16 protein-coding genes are annotated in these 23,917 nt (G+C 68.7%); 1 reads left to right on the top strand and 15 read right to left on the bottom strand.

What is annotated here, in order from left to right:
* Positions 1–5 precede the first annotated feature (5 nt).
* The 5 genes from rplC to ngcE all read right to left on the bottom strand — a co-directional run bounded on the left by rplC (position 6) and on the right by ngcE (position 4,886).
* Positions 6–686, bottom strand: a complete 681-nt coding sequence (gene rplC, locus FHG10_RS02740) for a 50S ribosomal protein L3 (RefSeq protein WP_152351777.1) — start codon at positions 684–686, stop codon at positions 6–8.
* A gap of 11 nt (positions 687–697) precedes the next feature.
* Positions 698–1,006 carry a 30S ribosomal protein S10 gene (rpsJ, locus tag FHG10_RS02735; protein ID WP_050668652.1) on the bottom strand — a complete coding sequence of 103 codons (309 nt, stop codon included), beginning with the start codon at positions 1,004–1,006 and terminating at the stop codon, positions 698–700.
* A gap of 540 nt (positions 1,007–1,546) precedes the next feature.
* Positions 1,547–2,443 (bottom strand): carbohydrate ABC transporter permease, encoded by an 897-nt coding sequence (locus tag FHG10_RS02730; protein WP_406565148.1) that lies wholly within the window; start codon positions 2,441–2,443, stop codon positions 1,547–1,549.
* Between the two features lie 23 nt (positions 2,444–2,466).
* Positions 2,467–3,429, bottom strand: a complete 963-nt coding sequence (locus FHG10_RS02725) for a carbohydrate ABC transporter permease (RefSeq protein WP_152351775.1) — start codon at positions 3,427–3,429, stop codon at positions 2,467–2,469.
* Entirely contained in the window at positions 3,429–4,886 is a 1,458-nt protein-coding gene (gene ngcE, locus FHG10_RS02720; RefSeq protein ID WP_152351774.1) for an N-acetylglucosamine/diacetylchitobiose ABC transporter substrate-binding protein, read from the bottom strand. Before ngcE ends, FHG10_RS02725 begins: the two co-directional genes overlap by 1 nt.
* Positions 4,887–5,160: 274 nt before the next feature.
* Here ngcE and FHG10_RS17880 point away from each other — a divergent pair, with 274 nt between their 5' ends.
* Positions 5,161–6,072: a general stress protein gene (locus tag FHG10_RS17880; protein ID WP_193636172.1), complete on the top strand. Its 912-nt coding sequence runs from the start codon at positions 5,161–5,163 to the stop codon at positions 6,070–6,072.
* 269 nt (positions 6,073–6,341) lie between these two features.
* Here FHG10_RS17880 and tuf read toward each other — a convergent pair whose 3' ends face one another.
* The 10 genes from tuf to rplJ form a co-directional block, all read right to left on the bottom strand.
* Positions 6,342–7,529, bottom strand: a complete 1,188-nt coding sequence (gene tuf, locus FHG10_RS02710) for an elongation factor Tu (RefSeq protein ID WP_152351773.1) — start codon at positions 7,527–7,529, stop codon at positions 6,342–6,344.
* 129 nt (positions 7,530–7,658) lie between these two features.
* Positions 7,659–9,806, bottom strand: a complete 2,148-nt coding sequence (fusA, locus tag FHG10_RS02705) for an elongation factor G (protein ID WP_152351772.1) — start codon at positions 9,804–9,806, stop codon at positions 7,659–7,661.
* 99 nt (positions 9,807–9,905) lie between these two features.
* A complete protein-coding gene (gene rpsG / locus FHG10_RS02700; RefSeq protein WP_109274669.1) occupies positions 9,906–10,376 on the bottom strand; it encodes a 30S ribosomal protein S7 in 471 nt (156 codons plus the stop codon).
* Complete coding sequence (rpsL, locus tag FHG10_RS02695) at positions 10,376–10,750, bottom strand: 30S ribosomal protein S12 (RefSeq protein ID WP_152351771.1); 375 nt, start codon at positions 10,748–10,750, stop codon at positions 10,376–10,378. The genes rpsG and rpsL overlap by 1 nt, the downstream gene beginning before the upstream one ends.
* Positions 10,751–11,264: 514 nt before the next feature.
* Positions 11,265–12,578 carry a transglycosylase family protein gene (locus tag FHG10_RS18430; RefSeq protein ID WP_152351770.1) on the bottom strand — a complete coding sequence of 438 codons (1,314 nt, stop codon included), beginning with the start codon at positions 12,576–12,578 and terminating at the stop codon, positions 11,265–11,267.
* A gap of 460 nt (positions 12,579–13,038) precedes the next feature.
* On the bottom strand, positions 13,039–16,926 hold the full coding sequence (locus FHG10_RS02685; protein ID WP_152351769.1) for a DNA-directed RNA polymerase subunit beta': 3,888 nt from the start codon (positions 16,924–16,926) through the stop codon (positions 13,039–13,041).
* Between the two features lie 104 nt (positions 16,927–17,030).
* Positions 17,031–20,519: a DNA-directed RNA polymerase subunit beta gene (rpoB, locus tag FHG10_RS02680; RefSeq protein ID WP_152351768.1), complete on the bottom strand. Its 3,489-nt coding sequence runs from the start codon at positions 20,517–20,519 to the stop codon at positions 17,031–17,033.
* 527 nt (positions 20,520–21,046) lie between these two features.
* Positions 21,047–22,267, bottom strand: coding sequence for a CorA family divalent cation transporter (locus tag FHG10_RS02675; RefSeq protein WP_152351767.1), 1,221 nt, complete (start codon positions 22,265–22,267; stop codon positions 21,047–21,049).
* Positions 22,268–22,411: 144 nt separating this feature from the next.
* Positions 22,412–22,798 carry a 50S ribosomal protein L7/L12 gene (rplL, locus tag FHG10_RS02670; protein WP_152351766.1) on the bottom strand — a complete coding sequence of 129 codons (387 nt, stop codon included), beginning with the start codon at positions 22,796–22,798 and terminating at the stop codon, positions 22,412–22,414.
* Positions 22,799–22,956: 158 nt separating this feature from the next.
* The gene (rplJ, locus tag FHG10_RS02665; RefSeq protein ID WP_152351765.1) at positions 22,957–23,472 is read right to left on the bottom strand and encodes a 50S ribosomal protein L10; all 516 of its coding nucleotides are present in this window, start codon (positions 23,470–23,472) and stop codon (positions 22,957–22,959) included.
* Positions 23,473–23,917: the final 445 nt, after the last annotated feature.

Raw genomic sequence — 23,917 nt, 5'->3', positions numbered from 1 at the left:
CGGGCTCAGGCCTCCTTCACGGGGCTCTTGACGGCCGAGCGGACCAGCACGAGACCGCCCTTGGGGCCGGGGACGGCACCCTTGACGAGCACGAGGCCCTTCTCGACGTCGACCGCATGCACGGTCAGGTTCTGGACACTGGTGCGGACGTTGCCCATGCGGCCGGCCATGCGCAGGCCCTTGAACACGCGACCAGGAGTGGAGGCGCCGCCGATCGAGCCGGGCTTGCGGTGGTTGCGGTGCGCACCGTGGGAGGCGCTGACACCGGCGAACCCGTGGCGCTTCATGACGCCCGCGGTGCCCTTGCCCTTGGTGGTGCCGACGATGTCGACCTTCTGGCCGGCCTCGAACACGGAGGCGTCGAGCTCCTGGCCCACGGTGTAGTCCGCGGCGTCGGAGGTGCGCAGCTCCGCGAGGTGACGGCGCGGGGTCACGCCGGCCTTCTCGAAGTGGCCCTTGAGCGGCTTGCTCACCTTGCGGGGATCGATCTGGCCGTACGCGATCTGGACCGCGTCGTAGCCGTCGTTCTCCACGGAGCGCACCTGGGTGACGACGTTGGAGTCGGTCTGGACGACGGTGACCGGCACGAGCTTGCCGTTCTCGTCCCAGACCTGCGTCATGCCGAGCTTGGTGCCGAGCACGCCGGCGACGGCGCGGGCAGCCTGCCCTGTCAGTTCGTTGCTCATATCGGCCTGCCTCAGAGCTTGATCTCGATGTTGACGTCCGCCGGCAGATCGAGGCGCATCAGCGAGTCCACGGCCTTGGGCGTGGGATCGACGATGTCGATCAGACGCTTGTGCGTGCGCATCTCGAAGTGCTCGCGGGAGTCCTTGTACTTGTGGGGCGAACGGATCACGCAGAACACGTTCTTCTCGGTCGGCAGCGGCACGGGGCCGACAACGGTCGCACCCGCACGGCTCACCGTGTCGACGATCTTGCGCGCCGAGCTATCGATGACCTCGTGGTCGTACGACTTCAGCCTGATGCGGATCTTCTGTCCCGCCATGGCGTCCTGTCTCTCTCTCGTCTGGACATTCATGCAGTCGGCCCCGGTACCCGAGGACGGGCGTGTCGCACTCCCTAGGGGACGAAGCCCCATGGGCGAGTGACCGTTGCCGGCTGGTCCGTGCTCGCCCTCGTCACGATGCGCTCTCGACGCGGTGGCGCCGTTCGCATCCTGGGGCTGGGCCTCATCCGGTGATCATTCGCCGCGTCGCGCAGAGCGCGGGAGCGGAGAACGGAACCGGGCATGTCGGCCCGCACAGACAACTCCCCCAGTCTGCCATCCCGCATGCCTCCCGTCGAGGGCAGGGCAGGTGGAGCGAGTCACACGGCACAGGGCGGGGCGGATCCGCCCGAGTGCGAGAGCACGCCGGCAGCGCAGTCGGGCGCGATGGTGCGCGCGGCTCCGGACGCGAAGGTGCGGGCGGCTGCTGGTGCGCGGGAGAGGCCCGATGTCGCGGACGGGCCGATGGTGAGGAACGGTGGCGATATCGCCATGGCTCCTCACCGTCGGCCCGTCCATGACGTGCGCTGCGGGACGCGCCTACTTGTTCGTACTCGGCCCCACGCCGCCCTGGAGCTGGCGCTGGAAGATCACGTACACGACGAGCACGGGGATGATCGTGATGGTGACCGAGGCGAACATGGCCGACCAGTCGGTCTGGTAGCCCTGCTGGGCCTGCATGTTGGCCAGCCCCTGGGCCAGCACGTACTTGTCGGGGTCGGTGTTCAGCACGATCGGCAGCAGGAACTGGTTCCACAGCCCCAGGAAGTTGAAGATCGCGATCGAGACGAGTCCCGGCTTCGCCATCGGCAGCATCACCTGGAAGAACGTGCGGAAGTCCCCGGCGCCGTCGATCTGCGCGGCCTCCCCGATCTCCTCGGGCAGCTGCCGGAAGAACGCGTACAGGAAGAAGACCGTGAAGGGCAGCGCGAATCCCACATAGCTGATGATCAGACCCGCGTAGTTTCCCTGGAGCCCCATGTTCTTCAGCACGAAGAACAGCGGCACCACGGCGAGGAACAGCGGAAAGGTGAGTCCCGCGATGAGTCCGTAGTAGATGAGGCTGCGCCCCGGGAACTGGAACCGGGCGAGCACGTAGGCGCACATGGCCCCCAGCATCATCACCAGGATCAGCGAGGCGCCCACCACGATCACGGTGTTCAGGAAATAACGGCCGATGCCGGCCGTGGTCCACGCCCGCACGAAGTTGTCGAAGTTCCAGGTCTCCGGCAGCGAGAAGGGCGAGGCGAGGATCGAGCGGGAGTCCTTGAAGGAGCTGAAGACCGTCCAGATCAGGGGCAAGATGACGATGAGGGCCCAGATCACGAGGATCGTGTGGGCGACGGCCGCGAAGACCCTGTCCCCCGTCGACCTCTTCTGCCGACGGGTCGGGGGTACGCCGGACCCCGCGTCCGCGGGAGGTGCCGGCTGCGTCATCTGCGTCGTCTGCGTCGTGCTCATCAGTCCTTCTTCCGGCTTGCCAGCAGCACGATGACCGCCATGATCATGGTGAACACGGCCATCACCACACCCATCGCCGAGGCGAGGCCGAAGTTCGACTTCTGGAAGGCGGTCTCGTACAGGTAGCGGGCGACGACCTCCGTGCTCTTGGAGGTGCCGCCGTTCGGGGTCATCACGTTGATGAAGACGAAGAGGTCCAGCGCCATGATCCCCATGTAGACCAGCGCCGTGGAGACGTTCTCCCGGATCATGGGCAGCACGATCTGCACCGACAGGCGCAGTCTCCCGCAGCCGTCCAGGCGGGCGGCCTCGATGACCTCCGAGGGGACCGCCTTGATCGCCGCGACGAAGAGCACCATGTAGAAGCCGACCATGTTCCAGACCACAGCGACGAGCACCGCGATCATCGCGAAGCGCGGGTCGCCGAGCCACGCGATCTGCGAGTCGATGCCGATCAGCGAGAGGAGGCCGTTGAGCAGCCCTCCCCCGGGCGCGTAGATGAACGCGAACAGGATGCCGATGACCACAGCCGGGATCACGTAGGGGAAGAAGCTGATGACGCGGTAGACGCTCGCGCCCCGGATCCCCTTGACCTCGCCGCGGCTGTCCCCGCCGATCGTCACGAGCACGGCGAGCGCGTAGGCGAGCGAGATCGTCACCAGCGGCAGCACGACCAGCAGGATCGCGTTGTGCCAGAGAGCCCTGCGGAAGTTCTCGTCCTCGAACAGCGTGACGTAGTTCTTCAGGCCCACGAAGGTCTGCTCCGCGCTCACTCCCCGCCAGTCGGTCAGCGAGTAGTAGAACGCCTGCACGAAGGGCGAGACCACGAACAGCACGTACACCAGCAGCGGGAGCCCGAGGAAGAGCGCGAAGAAGATGACGCGCTCGAGGGTGAGCTTCTGACGCCGACCCCGGGAGCGCGGGGCCTCCGAGGTCGGCGCAGATGTGGGGACAGCGACCATCACTTGACGTCGAACTTCTCGATCGAGTCGTCCTCGCGGACCTTGTCGATCATCTTCTGCTGCTTCTCGCGCAGCTCATCCGCGCCGATCGCGCCCGAGAGGAACTCGGTCCACTGGGTGACGGTGTCGGGACCCAGGTTGTACCAGTCGACGAAGTTGAAGGTGAACGTGTTCTCGCCGGCGTCGCTGATCATCTTCAGGGTCGCCTGCAGAGCGGTCGAGGCGTCCTCGTCCGAGGGCGCCGCGTCCTTCACGACCGTCGGCGAGCCGGTGAGCTTCGTGAAGTTCGTGGCCTGCTCCTTGGAGAGCATGACACGCAGGAACTCCAAGCCGCCCGCTCCGTTCTTCGCCTTCGCGGGCACCACGAAGGGCTCGCCGGCCGTGCCGTGGATGGCCTCGTAGGGCATGGAGGCGCCCGAGCTCAGCAGCGGCACCGGAGCGGCCGACATCGCGTAGTCCTTCGGGGTGACGTCGCGCTGCTCGTTCTCGATCCAGGAGCCCGAGGGGTACAGGACGGACTTCCCGGTGACCCAGTCCGTCTGCGCCTGCGTGTGCTTGATGCCCTCGCCGCCGGGTGCGAAGAACTTCGCCTTCACGGCCTCTTCGAGAGCGGCGAAGGCCTTGACCACGGCATCCTGCTCGAAGGCCTTCGCATCGAGCGAGTCGAGGCTCTTGCGAACCTCGTCGCCGCCCTCCTTGATGGCCATCGTCAACGCGAGTTCCTGGTAGTAGTTCGACGCGTTCTGACCGCCGTACGAGAAGGGGTACGCCTTGGCCTTCTTGATCTCCTCGCCGAGCGACATCATGTCGTCCCAGGTCTTCGGAGCCGACCAGCCCTTGTCCTCGAACTGCTTCTGGGAGAACCACAGGGCGTACACGGTGTACACGTAGTTCATCGCGAGGACCTTGCCCGAATACGTGCCAGGATCGGTCGAGCCGGGCAGCAGCGTGTCCTTGATGGCGGTGCCGTCCACGCCCTTGGCATCCAGCAGCGGCTGGATCTCCGCGAGCTCGCCCTGGTTGATGAGCGCCGAGATGTTCATGGACTGGGCGCCGGAGTTGTCGAACACGTCGGGCGGGTTGCCGCCGACGAACCGCGGCTGCAGCTCGGGCTGGATGTTGACAGTCGAGTTCACCTTCGCGGTGATGCCGTCGTGGAGCTTCTCGAACGCCTTGCCGGCGTCCTTCGCGTAATCGTCGCCGTAGCCGCCGTCGAAGATGACGACGTCCACGCTCGACCCGGACTTCACGCCGAACGGGTTGTCGTCGGTCTTGTCGCCGCCGCCGTCGGCCGCATCGCCGCCGGAGGAGGAGTCATCTCCCCCAGCGCCGCCGGCGCAGGCGGAGAGCGCGACCGCTCCGCCGCCCGCGCCCGCGAGCGCGAGGAAGCTGCGCCGCGAGGACGCGAGACGCTCGAGAGGTGTCATCGTGTCGGAAGAGTCCTGGGAGGAGTCCATGGTCTCCTGCTTTCATCATCGAGTGGACAGGGTGTCGTCGGACCGTGGGACGAGGCAGCGGGACGACGTCGTCGGTGTGCCTCGTGCCACGATCATAATGCCGGTGATGCGTAGATCTGATCGGATCGGCGCCCAGTCGGTCACGAACACGTAACGGCACGGGTGCGGCGGAGCCTGCTGCGGTCGCTCTCGAGCGCCGACGCTCCGTCAGCATCCAGCGGGCGTCCAGGCGATACCTCGGTGCCGCCCTGATCCGTCCTCTAGGCTCGCACCCATGACACAGCCTCAGCAGCAGCCCTCACCTCTGACGGCGCGGCTCTACAAGCTCGAGTATCCGCGCTCGCTCGGCACGTACAGCACCTACGCCGAGGTGCAGGCCGTGGTGGATGCGCTCGCGGATGCCGAGTTCCCGGTGGAGAACACCATGATCGTGGGCACCGACCTCAAGCTCATGGAGCGGGTCACGGGACGGCGCACCTGGGGCAAGGTGCTGCGCAACGGTGCGCTGAGCGGCGTCTGGATGGGCCTGTTCATCGGGCTGCTGCTCGCCCTGTTCTCCGGCCATCTGCTGCAGACGGTGATCTCGGGCGTGCTGTTCGGCGTCGTCTTCTTCACCATCTGGTCGGCGATCGGCTACGCCTCGACGGGCGGGAACCGCGACTTCACCTCGATGACCGCGACGATCCCCATGCAGTACGAGCTGATGGTCGAGCACAGCCACGCACAGGCCGCCCGCAGCATCCTGCTCGCGGCCGGCGCGACCCCGCCCGGTCCCGCCACACCGCAGGGCGCGGGTCGCGGCGCGAACGGCGCGCCCGTCGTGCCTTCCGCCGCGGGCTCCCCGCAGCCCGCACGCCCGCCGCACGGCGACTACGGTGCGCAGAGCGCCACCGGATCGGCGGGCGGCACCGGTCCCCAGCAGCTCCGGGACTCCTCCGCCCCTTCGTCCGCGTACGGCGCGGAGGGCACCCGGAGCGACGACGCGGCGTCGGTCGCCACCGGCACCTCCCCGTCCGCCGGTGATCGCCCGCAGTACGGCAGGCCCGCGGCGCCCGCGCCCACCCGCAGCGCCTCCGCCGCGAGCCCGTCCCGGCCGCAGTACGGCAGGCCCGCGTCGGCCCCGACCGCGGATCCGGAGCAGACCGACGACGGCGCCGACGCGCCCCACCGGGATCCGCGCCCCTGAGCCGCTGAGCTCCTCCGGGCGCGTCGCGCTCACCGCTCCCCCACGACGAAGGCCCGCCCACCGCTGCACCACGCGGTGGGCGGGCCTTCGTGCGCGTGCGCTGACCGTCAGGTGGGGGCGGCTCCGGGCGCAGCTCCGCCTGCGGAGACACCAGGCGGCCGGGCATGACGAAGGCCCCGGGCCCTTCCGCCGTGCGGCGGATGGATCCGGGGCCTTCGAGCTCTCCCGCGGGGGATCGGCTCACATCTGCGGGCTCGCGCCCGCGATCATCACTTGATGATCTTGGTGACGCGGCCGGAGCCGACGGTGCGGCCGCCCTCGCGGATGGCGAAGCCGAGGCCGTCCTCCATGGCGATGGGCTGGATGAGCTCCACCGACATCTCGGTGTTGTCGCCGGGCATGACCATCTCGGTGCCCTCGGGCAGCGTGATGACGCCGGTGACGTCCGTGGTGCGGAAGTAGAACTGCGGACGGTAGTTCGAGTAGAACGGGTTGTGACGGCCGCCCTCGTCCTTGGACAGGATGTAGACCTGCGCCTCGAAGTTGGTGTGCGGGGTGATCGAACCCGGCTTCACGACGACCTGGCCGCGCTCGACGTCCTCGCGCTTGGTGCCGCGAAGGAGCAGGCCGCAGTTCTCGCCAGCCCACGCCTCGTCCATCTGCTTGTGGAACATCTCGATGCCGGTGACCGTGGTCTTCTGCGCCGGGCGGATGCCGACGATCTCGACCTCGGAGTTGATCGGCAGCTTGCCGCGCTCCACCTTGCCGGTCACGACGGTGCCGCGGCCCTGGATGGTGAAGACGTCCTCGACGGGCATGAGGAAGGGCTTGTCGAGATCGCGGACCGGGTCCGGGATGTTGTCGTCGGCCGCCGCCATCAGGTCCTGGACGGACTTGACCCACTTCTCGTCGCCCTCGAGGGCCTTGAGAGCGGACACGCGGATGACGGGGGCGTCCTCGTCGAACTCCTGGGAGCCGAGCAGCTCACGGACCTCCATCTCGACGAGCTCGAGGATCTCCTCGTCGTCGACCATGTCGGACTTGTTGAGCGCAACCAGCAGGTAGGGGACGCCGACCTGACGGGCGAGCAGCACGTGCTCGCGGGTCTGGGCCATGGGGCCGTCGGTCGCCGCGACCACGAGGATCGCGCCGTCCATCTGGGCCGCACCGGTGATCATGTTCTTGATGTAGTCGGCGTGGCCGGGGGCGTCGACGTGCGCGTAGTGGCGCTTCTCGGTCTCGTACTCGATGTGCGAGATGTTGATCGTGATGCCGCGCTGCTTCTCCTCCGGCGCGTTGTCGATCTGGTCGAAGTCCCGCTTCTGGTTGAGATCCGGGTACTGGTCGTACAGGACCTTCGAGATCGCAGCGGTCAGCGTGGTCTTGCCGTGGTCGACGTGACCGATGGTGCCGATGTTGACGTGCGGCTTGGTCCGCTCGAACTTGGCCTTGGCCATTGTGGTGTCCTCCTAGGACTGTCTCATCTGGGTACTACTGGTTCGGGACGGCGGGCGCCCGGCCTGCGGGTCTCCGCCGCGGGGTCGGAGGAGAGGCGGATCGAGTGTACCCGCCTCCCCTCCGCTGCCTCACTCGCCCCGGGTCTTCGCGACGATCTCGTCCGAGATGGTCTTCGGGACCTCCGCGTAGCTGTCGAACTGCATCGAGTACACCGCGCGACCCTGGGTCTTGGACCGCAGGTCGCCGACGTATCCGAACATCTCCGACAGCGGGACGAGAGCACGGACGATCTTGACCCCGCTCGCGTCCTCCATCGACTGGACCTGCCCGCGACGCGAGTTCAGGTCGCCGATGACATCTCCCATGTACTCCTCGGGAGTCCGGACCTCGACCGCCATGAGCGGCTCGAGGATGACCGGGTTCGCGAGGCGCAGGGCCTCCTTGGTCGCCATGGAGCCGGCGATCTTGAAGGCCATCTCCGAGGAGTCGACGTCGTGGTACGCACCGTCGATCAGCTGCGCCCGGACGTTCACGACCGGGTAGCCGGCGAGGACGCCGGACTGCAGCGCGTCCTGGATGCCCGCGTCGATGGACGGGATGTACTCACGCGGGATGCGACCACCGGTGACGAGGTTCTCGAACTCGTAGAACACGCCCTCCTCCGCGTCCTCGAGGGGCGCGTAGGTGATCTGCACCTTGCCGAACTGGCCGGAGCCGCCGGTCTGCTTCTTGTGCGTGTAGTCGAACTTCTCGACCGTCCGCTTGATGGTCTCGCGGTACGCGACCTGCGGCTTGCCGATGTTGGCCTCGACCTTGAACTCGCGGCGCATGCGATCCACGAGGATGTCGAGGTGCAGCTCGCCCATGCCGCGGATGACGGTCTGGCCCGTCTCGTCGTCCAGCTCGACCTGGTAGGTCGGGTCCTCCTTGAGGAACTTCTGGAGCGCCGCGGAGAGCTTCTCCTGGTCGCCCTTGGTCTTGGGCTCGATGGCCACGGAGATCACGGGCTCGGGGAAGGTCATCGACTCCAGGGCGATCGGGTTCTGCAGATCGCTCAGGGTGTCGCCGGTGGTGGTGTCCTTCAGGCCGATGAACGCGTAGATGTGGCCGGCGAAGGCCTCGTCCACGGGGTTCTCCTGGTTGGAGTGCATCTGGAAGAGCTTCCCGACGCGCTCCTTCTTGCCCGAGGTCGAGTTCATGACCTGGTCGCCGCTCTTGACGTGACCGGAGTACACGCGCACGTAGGTGAGCGTGCCGAAGAACGGGTGCGTCGCGAGCTTGAAGGCCAGAGCCGAGAAGGGCTCGTCGGTCGACGGCCGGCGGGTGAGCTCCTTGGACTCGTCCTTGACGTCGTGGCCGACCATCGGCGGGACGTCGAGGGGCGAGGGGAGGTAGTCCACGACCGCGTCGAGCATGGGCTGCACGCCCTTGTTCTTGTACGCGGAGCCGGCGAAGACCGGGTAGGCCTCGGAGTTCACCGTGAGGTGGCGGATGCCGGCCTTGAGCTGGTCGACGGTGAGGTCGCCCTCCTCGAGGTAGGCCTCCATGAGCTCCTCGGTGCTCTCGGCGACGTCCTCGACGAGCTTGGCCCGGTACTCGTCGACGGTGTCCTGGAGCTCCGCGGGGATCGGGACCTCGGCCTGGTACTGGCCGAGCGCCGCATCGCCCTTCTTCTTGCCGAACTCGGGGGCGTCCTCGGGGAACGTGTCCGGCCACTCGTAGGCCTTCATCTCGACGAGGTCGACGACGCCGCGGAAGTCGTTCTCCGCGCCGATCGGGACCTGCATCACCAGCGGCTTGGCGCCGAGGCGCTCGACGATGGTGCGCACGGTGAAGAAGAAGTCCGCGCCCAGCTTGTCCATCTTGTTGACGAAGCAGATGCGGGGCACGTCGTACTTGTCGGCCTGGCGCCACACCGTCTCGGACTGGGGCTCCACGCCCTCCTTGCCGTCGAACACGGCGACGGCGCCGTCGAGGACGCGCAGCGAGCGCTCCACCTCGACGGTGAAGTCGACGTGACCGGGGGTGTCGATGATGTTGATCTGGCTGTCATGCCAGTAGCAGGTCGTCGCGGCCGACGTGATGGTGATGCCGCGCTCCTTCTCCTGCTCCATCCAGTCCATCGTGCCGGCGCCGTCGTGCGTCTCGCCGATCTTGTAGTTGACACCGGTGTAGTAGAGGATGCGCTCGGTCGTGGTGGTCTTACCGGCATCGATGTGGGCCATGATGCCGATGTTTCGGACCTTGGTGAGGTCGCTGAGCACTGCGAGTGCCACTGACTTGGGCCTTTCTGGAGGGCTGCTGGTCTGGAGTGCGGTGGGAGGCGGGGCCCGCCCGCCGCGGATCCGGGGATCCGGCGGGCGGGCCCTGCCGTCTCACCAGCGGTAGTGCGCGAAGGCCTTGTTGGACTCGGCCATCTTGTGCGTGTCCTCCCGGCGCTTGACCGCGGCGCCGAGACCGTTGGACGCGTCGAGCAGCTCGTTCATGAGCCGCTCGGTCATCGTGTGCTCGCGGCGGGCGCGCGAGTAGCTGACGAGCCAGCGCAGGGCCAGCGTCGTCGAACGACCGGGCTTGACCTCGACGGGGACCTGGTAGGTCGCACCGCCGACGCGGCGCGAACGCACCTCGAGGCTGGGCTTGACGTTGTCCAGGGCCTTCTTGAGGGTCGCGACCGGGTCCTGGCCGTTCTTCTCGCGGCAGCCCTCGAGGGCGCCGTAGACGATCGACTCGGCGACGGTCTTCTTGCCGTCGAGGAGGACCTTGTTGATGAGCTGGGTGACCAGCGGGGAGCCGTAGACCGGGTCCACCACGAGCTGGCGCTTGGGAGCTGCTCCCTTACGAGGCATTACTTCTTCTCCTTCTTCGCGCCGTACCGCGAGCGGGCCTGCTGGCGACCCTTGACGCCCTGGGTGTCCAGGGAGCCGCGGACGATCTTGTAGCGGACACCCGGGAGGTCCTTCACACGGCCGCCGCGCACGAGCACGATCGAGTGCTCCTGCAGGTTGTGGCCGACGCCGGGGATGTACGCCGTCACCTCGATGCCGGTGGACAGACGCACGCGCGCGATCTTGCGCAGCGCCGAGTTCGGCTTCTTGGGGGTCTGGGTGTAGACGCGCGTGCAGACGCCGCGGCGCTGGGGCGAACCCTTGAGCGCCGGGGTCTTCGAAGCGGAGGACTTGACCGTCCGCCCCTTGCGCACCAACTGCTGAATAGTGGGCACTTCGACTCTTCCTGTTCTGCCGACGGGAGTGTTGGTCCCCTCGGATCTCCATCTTGTGGCCGCGGGTGCGGCCGGCGACCCGCCGTGCGCTCCCCTGCATCCCGGGAGTGGGCACGGCGACCCGCGCGGACGACGTGCGCCGTCCGTGCGTCCGAGCACCGTGATCGTGCGCCGCGGGCGAGGGCGGGGATGCGCCCGTCGCCCGGATTCGGGCATGCCACGAGGATCCGCTCCTCGCGGGGGACGCCCGGGCGTTCGAGTCGACTGCCCGGGAGAAGTCCCGATCACGACCAGAGGGCACTCCGGACGCTCTCGACAGTCTACTGACGCCGCGTGCAGAGGGTCAAAGGACTGGGGGCCTTCGGATGCACATCACATGCCCGCGAGAGGGCAGCGGGAGGCGGGGACGCAGCGAGCGCATCACGGGTCTCCGTGATGCGCTCGCGATGCCTGCAGGGTGCGCGATCGGGCGATCGCGCACGTCGGGCACCCGGGTCAGGCTCTGGGCGTCGGGTCAGCCGATGCCGAGCTTCGAGGTGCAGCCGGGCCAGGCGCCCCAGCCCTGCGCCGCCTGGACCTTCTTGGCGACCGCGATCTGCTGCGCACGGGAGGCCTGGTCGGCCGAGGAGGCATAGGCGCCGCCGCCGAACGCCCTCCAGGTCTGATCGGTGAACTGCAGACCACCCTTGAAGCCGTTGCCGGTGTTGATGGACCAGTTGCCGCCCGACTCGCACCGGGCGATCGTGTCCCAGACCGATCCGTCGGAGACCGAGGGGGCCTTCGCGCTCGAGGAGGACTTCGAGGAGCTCGTGGACTTCTTCGAGGAGGAGCCCTGGGACTTCTTCTCCGAGGTCTTCGCGGACGCCGTCTTCGAGGACGAGGACTTCGAGGACGAGGACTTCGACGACGAGGAACCGGTGTCGCTCGAGGAGTCGTCGGACGTCGCGGCCGAGCTCGAGGAGTCGTCCGCGTCGCTCGAGGTGTCCTCGGGCTCGGGCGCCTTCTTGGTGCCCTCGAGGACGACCTCGTCGACCGGCTGCTCCGTGACCTTCTCGTCCAGGACCTTCGTCTTGGTGACCTCGCCGTCCACGATGGTCTCGCGGACCTTCGTCTCCTTGATGCCCTTCTGACCCTCGGTCTCCACCTTCGTGGTGCCCTCGGTGAGCTCGTCGGACTTCTTGGTCGTGGTCTCGAAGTCGACGGACTCCTTCTTCGTCGTCTCCTTCTCGCGCACGCGCTGCACCGTGACGGTCATGCCGTCCGTCAGCTCCTCGTCACGACCGGGCTTCGCGGTGTCGGTGTCCTCGATGTTCTTCAGGACCTCCTCCATGCCCTCGCCGACGGTGTCGGAGTAGACGGTGAAGGTCTTGTGGCCGTACTGGCCCTTGAAGGTCACGGACTTCGCGGTCTGCACCTCGACCGCGGTGCCCTCGGCGCTCAGCGAGGTCTCCGGGTCCGGGCTCACGTGCGCCTTCTCGGTGTCGACGTCGACCTCCTCGAGGGCATCGGCCACGGTGTCTCCGGTCGTGAGCACTTCGTGCGCCTTCCCGTCGACCGTGACGGTGACGGGGTTGCGGTGGACGACCTGGATGTCGATGCCGTCGGTGACGACGGAGTCGATGGAGGGGATCACGAGGTCCGTCGAGCGCACGGTGACGCCCTGCGCCTCGAGCAGCGCGCCCACGGTCGGGCTGAAGGTGCGCACGGTGCTGTGCTCGCCGTACACGTCCACGCCGGCCTCGTTGGAGACCGCGTAGGCGGTGCCGCCGCCGCCGGCGACCAGCAGCCCTGCCACGGCCGCAGAGATGATCCACGGAGTCTTCTTCACGTCGTTCTACCCACCTGTGTCTCGTCGATTCGTCGTGCGCTCCCCCTGGGGAAGTGCGCGACGACCGCGCGGTGGGGGTGAAGGGGACGACGGGGCCCTGGGGCCTGCCGGACCGTCCGGTCTCCATGTTCCCGGGCGCGCGCGGAGTATGCGAGGGGTCTGAACGGAACTTGAGAGCGTTCGGAGCGTCCCTTTACCGGTTCATGACCGTGGGCGTCATGCCGATCACCCGAACGGGCTCCGTCGGCGCTCCGGGACGTGGCGGGGGCTACGACGGCGAAGGGGACGAGCGGACGGCCGGGGCGTGGAACGGGGAAGGGAGGACGGGCGGGCGAGCACGCCGCGCGATGCCCCCGCGCACGCCGCAGGGCGGCCCCACCGTGTGGTGGGACCGCCCTGCGGTGGTCTCGGAACCGGCGGGCCGACGGCGCGATCAGCGCGTCGACCCGACCGGGACGCCTCAGCGGAAGTCGCTGCGGAAGGGATCCGAGTAGTCGATGTCGTCGAGGTTGACCGCGCCCGCGCCGTAGCCGGAGAAGTCCAGCTCGTCGTAGCCCGGCACCTGGTACATCTGCGCCTTCGCCTCGTCCGTCGGCTCGACCGAGATCCGGCGGAACCGGGGCAGCCCGGTTCCGGCGGGGATCAGCTTGCCGATGATCACGTTCTCCTTGAGCCCCATGAGCTGGTCGCTCTTGCGGTTCAGGGCGGCCTCGGTGAGCACGCGGGTCGTCTCCTGGAAGGAGGCGGCCGAGAGCCACGAGTCCGTCGCGAGGGAGGCCTTCGTGATGCCCATGAGCTCGGGACGGCCGGATGCCGGCTGCCCGCCCTCGGAGAGCACTCGACGGTTCTCGCGCTCGAAGGTGATGCGGTCCGCGAAGTCGCCGGGCAGCAGATCCGTGTCGCCCGACTCGATGATCGTCACGCGACGCAGCATCTGGCGCACGATGACCTCGATGTGCTTGGCGTGGATGTCCACGCCCTGGCTGATGTACACCTTCTGGACCTCGTCCACGAGGTGCTTCTGCACCGCACGGGGACCGAGGATGCGCAGCACCTGCTTGGGATCGACCGAGCCCTGGGAGAGCTGCTGGCCGACCTCGACGTGGTCGCCGTCGGCGACCAGCAGGCTGACGCGTCGCGGCACGTTGTAGGTGACCGGGTCGGTGCCGTCGTCGGGGGTGACCGTCAGACGGCGCTGCTTCTCGTTCTCCTCGATCTCCACGCGGCCCGCGGACTCCGTGATCGGCGCGAAGCCGGCAGGGGTACGCGCCTCGAAGAGCTCCTGCACACGCGGAAGACCGTGCGTGATGTCGCCGTCGGCGCTGGCCACACCACCGGTGTGGAAGGTGCGCATGGTCAGCTGCGTGCCGGGCTCGCCGATGGACTGGGCCGCGACGATGCCGACGGCCTCGCCGATGTCCACGAGCTGGCCGGTCGCGAGCGAGCGGCCGTAGCACAGCGCGCAGGTGCCGACGGCGGAGTCGCAGGTGAGCACAGAGCGCACCTTGATCTCGCGGACGCCGGCGTCGACCAGCTGGCCGATGAGCACATCGCCCACGTCGGAGCCCGCCGGAGCGACCTCCTTGCCCTCGGGGTCGAGGGCCGCCGTCGCGAGGGTCCGCCCGTACGCCGTGGTCTCGATGTTCTCGTCGGGGACCAGCGCACCGGCCTCCTCCGCGGCGATCTGCAGGGTCAGGCCCTTGGACGTGCCGCAGTCGGACTCGCGGACGATGACGTCCTGCGAGACGTCGACCAGACGACGCGTGAGGTAGCCCGACTGAGCGGTCTTCAGCGCCGTGTCCGCGAGGCCCTTGCGGGAGCCGTGCGAGGCGATGAAGTACTCCAGGACCGAGAGCCCCTCCTTGTAGTTGGAGAGGATCGGGCGCGGGATGATCTCGCCCTTCGGGTTCGTCACCAGACCGCGCATGCCGGCGATCTGGCGGATCTGCATCCAGTTGCCTCGAGCGCCCGAGTTCACCATCCGGTAGATGGAGTTGGTCGGGGTCTCCTCGAAGTTCTTCTGCATGGAGGCGTCGACCTCGTTGGTCGCCTTGGACCAGACGTCGATCAGCTCGGCGTTGCGCTCCGCCTCGGAGACCAGACCGAGGTCGCGGTTCTCCTGGATGCGGGCGGCCTGCTCCTCGTACTTCGAGAGGATCTCCTGCTTGTCCTCCGGCGCGATGACGTCGGAGAAGGCGAAGGAGACACCGCTGCGGGTCGACCACGAGAAGCCGTAGGACTTGAGCGCGTCGAGCGACGCGGCGACCTGCCCCTTCTCGTAGCGCTCGGCGAGCTCGTTGACGATCCCGCCCAGGCGCTTCTTGCCGACCTGGCCCTCCACGTAGGGGAAGTCCACCGGCAGGGTCTCGTTGAAGTAGACCGTGCCGAGCGTGGTCTCGAGGGTGATGGCGTCGCCCTCGGTCCAGCCCTCGGGGGCCTCCCAGCCGCGCGGCGGCACGACGTCCTCGAAGCGGATGCGCACGGGGGCGTTGAGCTCGAGGTCGCCGGCGTCGTTCGCCATGATCGCCTCGGCGATCGAGGCGAAGCTGCGGCCGGCGCCCTCGGCGTCCTCGCGGACCGTCGTCAGGTGGTACAGGCCGATGATCATGTCCTGCGCGGGCATGGTCACCGGACGGCCGTCCGAGGGCTTGAGGATGTTGTTGCTCGAGAGCATGAGGATGCGGGCCTCGGCCTGCGCCTCGGCGCTCAGGGGCAGGTGGACCGCCATCTGGTCGCCGTCGAAGTCCGCGTTGAAGGCGGCGCACACGAGCGGGTGCAGATGGATGGCCTTGCCCTCGACGAGCTGCGGCTCGAACGCCTGGATGCCCAGACGGTGCAGGGTGGGCGCACGGTTCAGCAGCACCGGGTGCTCGGTGATGACCTCCTCGAGCACGTCCCAGACCTCGGGGCGCGCACGCTCGACCATCCGCTTGGCGGCCTTCACGTTCTGCGCGTGGGAGAGGTCCACGAGGCGCTTCATGACGAAGGGCTTGAACAGCTCGAGGGCCATGCCCTTGGGCAGACCGCACTGGTGCAGGTGGAGCTGCGGACCGTTCACGATGACCGAGCGGCCCGAGTAGTCCACGCGCTTGCCCAGCAGGTTCTGGCGGAAGCGGCCCTGCTTGCCCTTGAGCATGTCGGAGAGCGACTTCAGCGGACGGTTGCCGGGGCCGGTCACCGGACGCCCGCGGCGGCCGTTGTCGAACAGCGAGTCGACCGACTCCTGCAGCATGCGCTTCTCGTTGTTCACGATGATCTCGGGCGCACCGAGATCGAGCAGCCGCTTGAGACGGTTGTTGCGGTTGATCACGCGGCGGTACAGGTCGTTGAGGTCGGAGGTCGCGAAGCGGCCGCCGTCCAGCTGCACCATCGGACGCAGATCCGGGGGGATCACCGGGACGCAGTCGAGCACCATGCCCTCGGGCGAGTTGGTGGTGGACCGGAACGCGGTGACGACCTTGAGCCGCTTGAGCGCGCGGGCCTTCTTCTGGCCCTTGCCGTTGGCGATGATCTCGCGCAGCGAGGCCGCCTCGGCCTCGAGGTCGAAGTCGCGCAGGCGCTGCTGGATCGCCTCGGCGCCCATGCCGCCCTCGAAGTACGTGCCGTAGCGCAGCTTCATGGCGCGGTACAGCTGCTCGTCGCCCTCGAGGTCGGCGACCTTGAGGCTCTTGAAGCGGTCCCAGATCGCGGTGACGCGAGCGATCTCGGCGTCGTACTTCTTGCGGATCTGCGCCTGCTCGCGCTCGGAGGAGTCGCGGACCTTGCGCTTCGCGTCGGCCTTGGCACCCTCCTCCTCGAGCTTGGCGAGGTCCTGCTCGGCGGAGACGGCGCGGTCGTTGATGGCCGCGTCGCGCTCGTTCTCGAGCTCCTTGACCTCGAGGTCGTAGCGGGCCTGCAGGTCGGGCAGGTCCTCGTGGCGGGCATCCTCGTCGACCGCGGTGATCATGTACGCGGCGAAGTAGATGATCTTCTCGAGGTCCTTGGGGGCCAGGTCCAGCAGGTAGCCGAGGCGGCTCGGCACACCCTTGAAGTACCAGATGTGGGTCACCGGGGCGGCGAGCTCCACGTGGCCCATGCGCTCACGGCGCACGGAGGACTTGGTGACCTCCACGCCGCAGCGCTCGCAGACGATGCCCTTGAAGCGGACACGCTTGTACTTCCCGCAGTAGCACTCCCAGTCCCGGGTGGGACCGAAGATGCGCTCGCAGAACAGGCCGTCCATCTCGGGCTTGAGGGTGCGGTAGTTGATGGTCTCGGGCTTCTTGACCTCGCCATGGGACCAGGTGCGGATATCGTCCGCGGTCGCGAGGCCGATGCGCAGCTCGTCGAAGGTGTTGACGTCGAGCACAGGTGTCCTTCTCTCGAATCTGAAGTCGGGTCGAATCGCTGTCTGAAGGTCGGGGGCGGGCCCGGGGGCCGGCCAGTGCGGCCGCGCTCCCCCGGGCTCGCGCCTCAGACCTCTTCGATGGAGCCGACGCCCTCGTGGGGACGGCGGGACAGGTCGATGCCGAGCTCCTCCGCGGCCCGGAACACCTCCTCGTCGTTCTCCTGCACCTCCTGGGCGGTGCCGTCGCTGGACAGCACCTCCACGTTCAGGCACAGGGACTGCATCTCCTTGAGGAGCACGCGGAAGGACTCCGGGATGCCCGGCTCCGGGACGTTCTCGCCCTTGACGATGGACTCGTAGACCTTCACACGGCCGGGGATGTCGTCCGACTTGATGGTCAGCAGCTCCTGGAGGGCGTAGGCGGCGCCGTACGCCTCCATCGCCCAGACCTCCATCTCTCCGAAGCGCTGGCCGCCGAACTGGGCCTTACCGCCCAGCGGCTGCTGCGTGATCATCGAGTAGGGGCCGGTCGAACGGGCGTGCAGCTTGTCGTCGACCAGGTGGTGGAGCTTCAGGATGTACATGTAGCCCACGGAGATCGGCTTGGGGAACGGCTCGCCGGAGCGGCCGTCGTACAGCTGCGCCTTGCCATCCTCCTTGACCATCCGCTCGCCGTCCCGGTTCGGGGTGTGGTTCGCGATGAGGCCCTCGAGCTCGGTGCCGGACAGGCCGTCGAACACCGGCACGGCGACGGGGGTGCCCGGCTCGCCGGTCAGCGCCGCGTCGGGCAGATCCTTGGCGGCGTCGGACTTCGGGTCCAGCGACCAGCCGTTCTTCGCGACCCAGCCGAGGTGGACCTCCATCACCTGGCCGATGTTCATGCGCCCGGGCACGCCCATCGGGTTGAGGATGATGTCGACCGGGGTGCCGTCCTCGAGGAAGGGCATGTCCTCCACGGGCAGGATCTTGGCGATGACGCCCTTGTTGCCGTGGCGGCCCGAGAGCTTGTCGCCGTCGGTGATCTTGCGCTTCTGGGCCACGTACACGCGGACCATCTCGTTGACGCCGGTGGGGAGGATCTCGGACTCGTCCTCCTCGGTGAACACCCGGACGCCGATGACGGTGCCCGACTCGCCGTGGGGGACGCGCAGCGAGGTGTCGCGCACCTCGCGGGCCTTCTCGCCGAAGATCGCGCGCAGCAGGCGCTCCTCGGGGGTCAGCTCGGTCTCGCCCTTCGGGGTGACCTTGCCGACCAGGATGTCGCCGGCCTCGACCTCGGCGCCGATGCGGATGATCCCGCGCTCGTCGAGGTCCGCCAGGACGTCGTCGCCGACGTTGGGGATGTCGCGGGTGATCTCCTCGCGGCCCAGCTTGGTGTCACGGGCGTCGACCTCGTGCTCCTCGATGTGGATCGAGGTGAGGACGTCGTCCTGGACCATGCGCGAGGACAGGATGATGCCGTCCTCGTAGTTGTGGCCCTCCCACGACATGAACGCGACCAGGAGGTTCTTGCCGAGCGCGAGCTCGCCCTCCTCCGTCGACGGGCCGTCGGCCAGGACCGAGCCGGCCTCGACGCGGTCGCCCTCGTTCCACAGCACGCGGTGGTTGTAGCAGTTGCCCGCGTTGGAGCGGTCGAACTTGCCGATCGGGTAGGTCTGACGGGTTCCGTCGTCGGCCATCACCGAGATGAGGTCGGCCGAGAGGTCCTCGATCACGCCCGGCTTCTCGGCGACGATGACGTCGCCCGCGTCGACCGCGGCACGACGCTCCATGCCGGTGCCGACCAGCGGCATCTCCGTGCGCATGAGCGGCACGGCCTGACGCTGCATGTTCGAGCCCATGAGGGCGCGGTTGGCGTCATCATGCTCGAGGAACGGGATCATGGCGGTCGCGACCGACACCATCTGGCGGGCCGAGACGTCCATGTAGTCCACCTCGTCGGCGGGGACCAGCTCGGGCTCGCCGCCGGTGAGGCGCGAGAGCACGGTCTCCTCGACGAAGGTGCCGTCCTCGTTCAGCGGGGCGTTGGCCTGCGCGATGACGTGGCGGTCCTCGTCGTCGGCCGTGAGGTAGACGATCTCGTCGGTGACCTCGCCGTTGGTGACCTTGCGGTACGGGGTCTCGACGAAGCCGAACGGGTTGATGCGCGCGAAGGTCGCGAGCGAGCCGATGAGGCCGATGTTCGGGCCCTCAGGAGTCTCGATCGGGCACATGCGGCCGTAGTGGCTCGGGTGGACGTCGCGGACCTCCATGCCCGCGCGGTCGCGCGAGAGGCCGCCCGGGCCCAGCGCCGAGAGGCGGCGCTTGTGGGTCAGGCCCGACAGCGGGTTGTTCTGGTCCATGAACTGCGAGAGCTGCGAGGTGCCGAAGAACTCCTTGATCGCCGCCGTCACCGGGCGGATGTTGATCAGGGTCAGCGGGGTGATCGCCTCGACGTCCTGCGTGGTCATGCGCTCGCGCACGACGCGCTCCATGCGCGACAGGCCCGTGCGGACCTGGTTCTGGATCAGCTCGCCCACCGCGCGGATGCGACGGTTGCCGAAGTGGTCGATGTCGTCGGTCTCGACCCGGAGGGTCTTGCCGTCGGCGCTCGTGGTCTCGCCGAGGCCGTCGTGCAGGGCCACCAGGTACTTGATGGTCGCGACGATGTCCTCGAGGGTCAGCGTGGACTGCGAGAGAGGGGCCTCGACGCCGAGCTTCTTGCCGATCTTGTAGCGGCCGACCTTCGCGAGGTCGTAGCGCTTGTCGTTGAAGTAGAGGTTGTTGAGCATCGCCTCGCCGGCATCGCGCGTGGGCGGCTCGCCCGGGCGCTGCTTGCGGTAGATGTCCAGCAGGGCCTCGTCCTGCGAGGTCGTGCGGTCCTTCTCGAGGGTCGAGCGCATGGACTCGAACTCGCCGAACTCGTCGAGGATCTCGCTCTGGGACATGCCGAGCGCCTGCAGCAGCGTGGTGACCGACTGCTTGCGCTTGCGGTCGATGCGCACGCCGACCTGATCGCGCTTGTCGACCTCGAACTCGAGCCAGGCGCCGCGCGAGGGGATGATCTTCGCGCCGAAGATGTGCTTGTCGCTGGTCTTGTCGACGCTCTCGTCGAAGTAGACGCCGGGCGAGCGCACGAGCTGCGAGACGACCACGCGCTCGGTGCCGTTGATGATGAAGGTGCCCTTGTCGGTCATGAGCGGGAAATCGCCCATGAAGACCGTCTGGGTCTTGATCTCGCCGGTCTCGTTGTTCATGAACTCGGCGATCACGTACAGCGGAGCGGAGTAGGTGAGGTCCTTCTCCTTGCACTCCTCGACCGTGTACTTCGGGTCGTCGAAGGTGTGGTCGCGGAAGGACAGCGCCATGTTGCCGGCGAAGTCCTCGATCGGGGAGATCTCCTCGAAGATGTCGGCCAGACCGGAGGTCTGCGGGACGTCCTCGCGTCCCGCGGACGCCGCCTCGGCGGCGCGCTCCTGCCAGAGCTCGTTGCCGAGCAGCCAGTCGAAGGAGGTGGTCTGGAGGCTCAGCAGGTCGGGGACCTGGAGCGGATCGCCGAGCTTGGCGAAGGTGACGCGCGGCGACGCCGTGCGCAGGGCGATGTCAGGGGTTCGATCGGTGCTCGAGGCAGCCAAGGGTGGTCCTTCCACAGGCCGGTGACAGTGGACCGCGCGGCGGCGTCCTCCCAGGTCGAGCAGAGGGTCAGCGGCTCTGCGCCTCGCATGGACCCAGCGGTGCCCGCAAGGGCTCCAGGGGGTTCGGCGGGCTGACGATCGAAGACGACACAGCGCAAAGAGAGAGCATACAGAAGATCACGGATGGACGCAACACCGCGAGCGCGGAGGGTCCATCCGCGTCGGCCGCCATATGCCTGGCGCGGAGGGCGGAGCCTCCTGTCTGGTTCTCGTCACCCGGCGCCTCGCGGCGTCGGGCCCCAGCGGCGGGGCGGGCACCGGGCCCGGCCTCTCACGTCGCACCATCGGTGCGGTATCGCCGACGGGAGCAGTCGACAGGAACAGCTCTCGATCAGGGAACAGAATGCGCCGTGCTCGCCCGCGAGTCAAGCAGGCGCGCAGGATGCACAGGTGCGTCGGCCCCGTCGTACGACGGCGCCGCGTCCGACCCCCGGTCGGCGCGGCGGGGCCGCGAGAGGCCCCGGCGCTCAGATCCAGCGGGCGCGGCGCATGAGGACGCCGACCGCGAGCGTGGGCACCAGCACGAGCACGACGGCGATCGCGAGCCCCACCGGCGAGCCGAAGCCCGGGTAGGGGACGTTGATCCCGAACCATCCTGTGACCAGGGTCGGGATCGACACCACCGCGGCCCAGCCGGCGAGCTTGCGCATCACGACGTTCAGGTGCTGGCCCTGGAGCGCGAGATGGGTCTGCACGACGGAGGTGAGGGTCTCGTGCTGCGAGTCGAGCCATTCCTCGGTCCGCGCGGCGTGGTCCGCGAGCTCCGCGTGGAGCGAGCGCAGCTCGAGGGCCCCCGGGCGAGCGGACGGCGAAGTCCGCTCGGGGCCGGGCGCGGCGGCCGCGCTCCCCCGACTCTCGGTCGTCTCGGTCGTCTCGGTCGTCTCGGTCGTCTCGGTCGTCTCGGGACGCAGGCGATCGATCACCGAGGCCATCGGCTGGATCCAGCGTCGCAGGCGAGTCAGCTCGCCCCGCAGCGCCGCGGCGACGGTCTCTATCCCCGCACCCCGGCCCGCCGCCTCGAAGACGTCGTCCTCGAGGTCGTCCAGGCGGTCGTCCATCCACTGCGCCGCCCAGAACTGCGCGTCCACCACGTCGTCGAGCACGAGATGGGCGAGGCCCGAGGCCCCCAGCGGCGCCCCCTCGTCCTCGGCCCAGGCCCCGCGCACGGCGGAGAGGTCGAACGCGTCGTCGGACCGGACGGTGACCACTCCCCCCGGGTGCACGAAGCCGGCGATCCGCGTCGCGCGGAACTGGTCCTCACCGCGCCGCGGCTGGGGCGCCTCCTCCTCGGGCGCCTCCGGGTCCCCTCCGAGCGCTGCGCGGACGGCCTCGCCGACGGGGACCGGCGCATACACGATGAAGGCGAGATGATCCGCGTGATGCACGGCCTTGGGCCTCGCGTGCCGGCCGAGGATGCCCTCGATCTCCGTGCGGCGCAGGCCGAGCGCCTCGGCGACCTCGGAGGCCGCTCCCCCGTCGACGGCACCGGCACCGTCGACGGGTCGGGCCCCGTCGGCGACGTCGGCGACGTCGGCGGGGCCCTCATCCTGCACGAGGTCGAGCCAGAGGGTCGGGCCGTCGGTCCGGGAGAGGCGCGAGCGCAGATCCGCGAGGGGCACGTCGACCTCGGACAGGGACCACCCGTCGTCGGTGGTGCCGGACAGGGACAGGCAGCGCACGGTGGTCATGGGCCCATCCTGCCCGCGTCCGGGCATGCGCAAGGGCCGCCCCGCCGAAGCGGGACGGCCCTTGCCAGCAGATGTGCGCCGTGGGCGCCGCAGCGCGGATCCGGACTCAGTCCGACTCCGGCTCCGGGCGCCCGGGCGCCGTCATCACTTGACGGTGACGGAGGCGCCGGCGCCCTCGAGCTGCTCCTTGGCCTTCTCGGCGGCGTCCTTGGTCGCCTTCTCGAGAACCGGCTTGGGGGCGCCGTCGACGAGGTCCTTGGCCTCCTTCAGGCCGAGACCGGTCAGAGCGCGCACCTCCTTGATGACGGCGATCTTCGCGGAGCCGGCGCCCTCGAGGACGACGTCGAACTCGTCCTTCTCCTCCTCGACGGGGGCCTCGCCACCGGCGGCGCCGCCGGCCGCGGCGACGGCCACGGGGGCCGCGGCGGTGACGTCGAAGATCTCCTCGAACTGCTTCACGAACTCGGAGAGCTCGATGAGGGACATCTCCTTGAAAGCCTCGATGAGCTCGTCGTTGCTGAGCTTCGCCATGATGGGCGTTCCTTCCTGTTCAGGAGCCGTGGGGCTCCGTGCGTGGGGCGGCGCTCTCGCGCCTGGTCAAGCGGACCTCCGCCGATGCGGCCGACGGGAGGTCGAGGTCAGCGCCGACGCGCTGAGGTGTGCGATGCCGAGGGCACGAGCCGTGGGGCTCAGGCCTCCTGCTTCGCACGCAGCGCGTCCACAGTGCGCGCCGCCTTCGACAGCGGCGCCTGGAACACGGCAGCGGCCTTGGACAGGTTCGCCTTGAAGGCGCCTGCTGCCTTGGCCAGCAGCACCTCGCGGGACTCGAGGTCCGCGAGGGTCTTCACGTCGTCCTCCGAGAGGGCCTTGCCCTCGAAGAAACCGGACTTGACGACGAGATTCTCGTTGCCCTTGGCGAAGTCACGCAGGGCCTTGGCCGGAGCGACCGGCTCACCCTTGATGAAGGCGATGGCGGTGGGGCCGGCCAGCTTGCCCTCGAACGCGTCGATGCCGGCCTCGCGGGCGGCGATCTCCGTGAGCGTGTTCTTCACCACGGCGTAGGTGGTGTCAGCACCCAGCGAGCGGCGCAGCTGCTGGAGCTGCGTGACGCTGAGGCCGCGGTACTCGGTGAGAACGGCGGCGTCGGACTCACGGAACAGCTGCGTGAGCTCGGCGACGGCGTCCACCTTCTCGGGCTTCGCCATGGCCCTCCTTCCAGAGGTCTCGGGCCGACGGCTGAAGGGCCCGCCCGACGGGTCCGCCCGGGAGCGGACCGATCTGCAGCGGACACGGAAAAGGCCTCGACACGCAGGTGTCGAGGCCCGGACGCACTCGGCTCGCACAGCGCGGCGTGCAGGAGGATCGCGATCCTCCGCTGCCGCACCCGGTCTCCCGGGGCGCGAGCGACCGTGCAGCGGTCGTTCGGTTCACCTGCGCAGGCCGTCCCCGTGGGGATTCCTTCGGTCGAGCCCGGTGGCGGGCACGACGACCGGCGGTCTTCGGTAGGTCCAGAGTAGCCGAGGCGCGTGCGGGGGCGCCATCCGATGGGCGGCGACCTCGCTCACATCCACGGGCGGAGCGGGGCGGGGCGGGGCACGGCAAGGGCGCGCGGCGGGAGCGGGAACCGGGGGCGGCTCGGCGGCACCGCTG

The organism is Brachybacterium subflavum, assembly GCF_009299795.1.
GTDB classification, from domain to species: Bacteria; Actinomycetota; Actinomycetes; order Actinomycetales; family Dermabacteraceae; genus Brachybacterium; species Brachybacterium subflavum.
Note: the sequence above shows the minus strand (reverse complement) of the source record. Positions and strands in the feature narration are given on the sequence as shown.

Coding starts and splice junctions, on each gene's coding strand:
- rplC (WP_152351777.1), bottom strand. CDS start 686: ATGAGCAACGAACTGACAGGGCAGGCTGCCCGCGCCGTCGCCGGCGTG.
- rpsJ (WP_050668652.1), bottom strand. CDS start 1,006: ATGGCGGGACAGAAGATCCGCATCAGGCTGAAGTCGTACGACCACGAG.
- FHG10_RS02730 (WP_406565148.1), bottom strand. CDS start 2,443: ATGACGCAGCCGGCACCTCCCGCGGACGCGGGGTCCGGCGTACCCCCG.
- FHG10_RS02725 (WP_152351775.1), bottom strand. CDS start 3,429: ATGGTCGCTGTCCCCACATCTGCGCCGACCTCGGAGGCCCCGCGCTCC.
- ngcE (WP_152351774.1), bottom strand. CDS start 4,886: ATGGACTCCTCCCAGGACTCTTCCGACACGATGACACCTCTCGAGCGT.
- FHG10_RS17880 (WP_193636172.1), top strand. CDS start 5,161: ATGACACAGCCTCAGCAGCAGCCCTCACCTCTGACGGCGCGGCTCTAC.
- tuf (WP_152351773.1), bottom strand. CDS start 7,529: ATGGCCAAGGCCAAGTTCGAGCGGACCAAGCCGCACGTCAACATCGGC.
- rpsG (WP_109274669.1), bottom strand. CDS start 10,376: ATGCCTCGTAAGGGAGCAGCTCCCAAGCGCCAGCTCGTGGTGGACCCG.
- FHG10_RS02675 (WP_152351767.1), bottom strand. CDS start 22,267: ATGACCACCGTGCGCTGCCTGTCCCTGTCCGGCACCACCGACGACGGG.
- rplL (WP_152351766.1), bottom strand. CDS start 22,798: ATGGCGAAGCTCAGCAACGACGAGCTCATCGAGGCTTTCAAGGAGATG.
- rplJ (WP_152351765.1), bottom strand. CDS start 23,472: ATGGCGAAGCCCGAGAAGGTGGACGCCGTCGCCGAGCTCACGCAGCTG.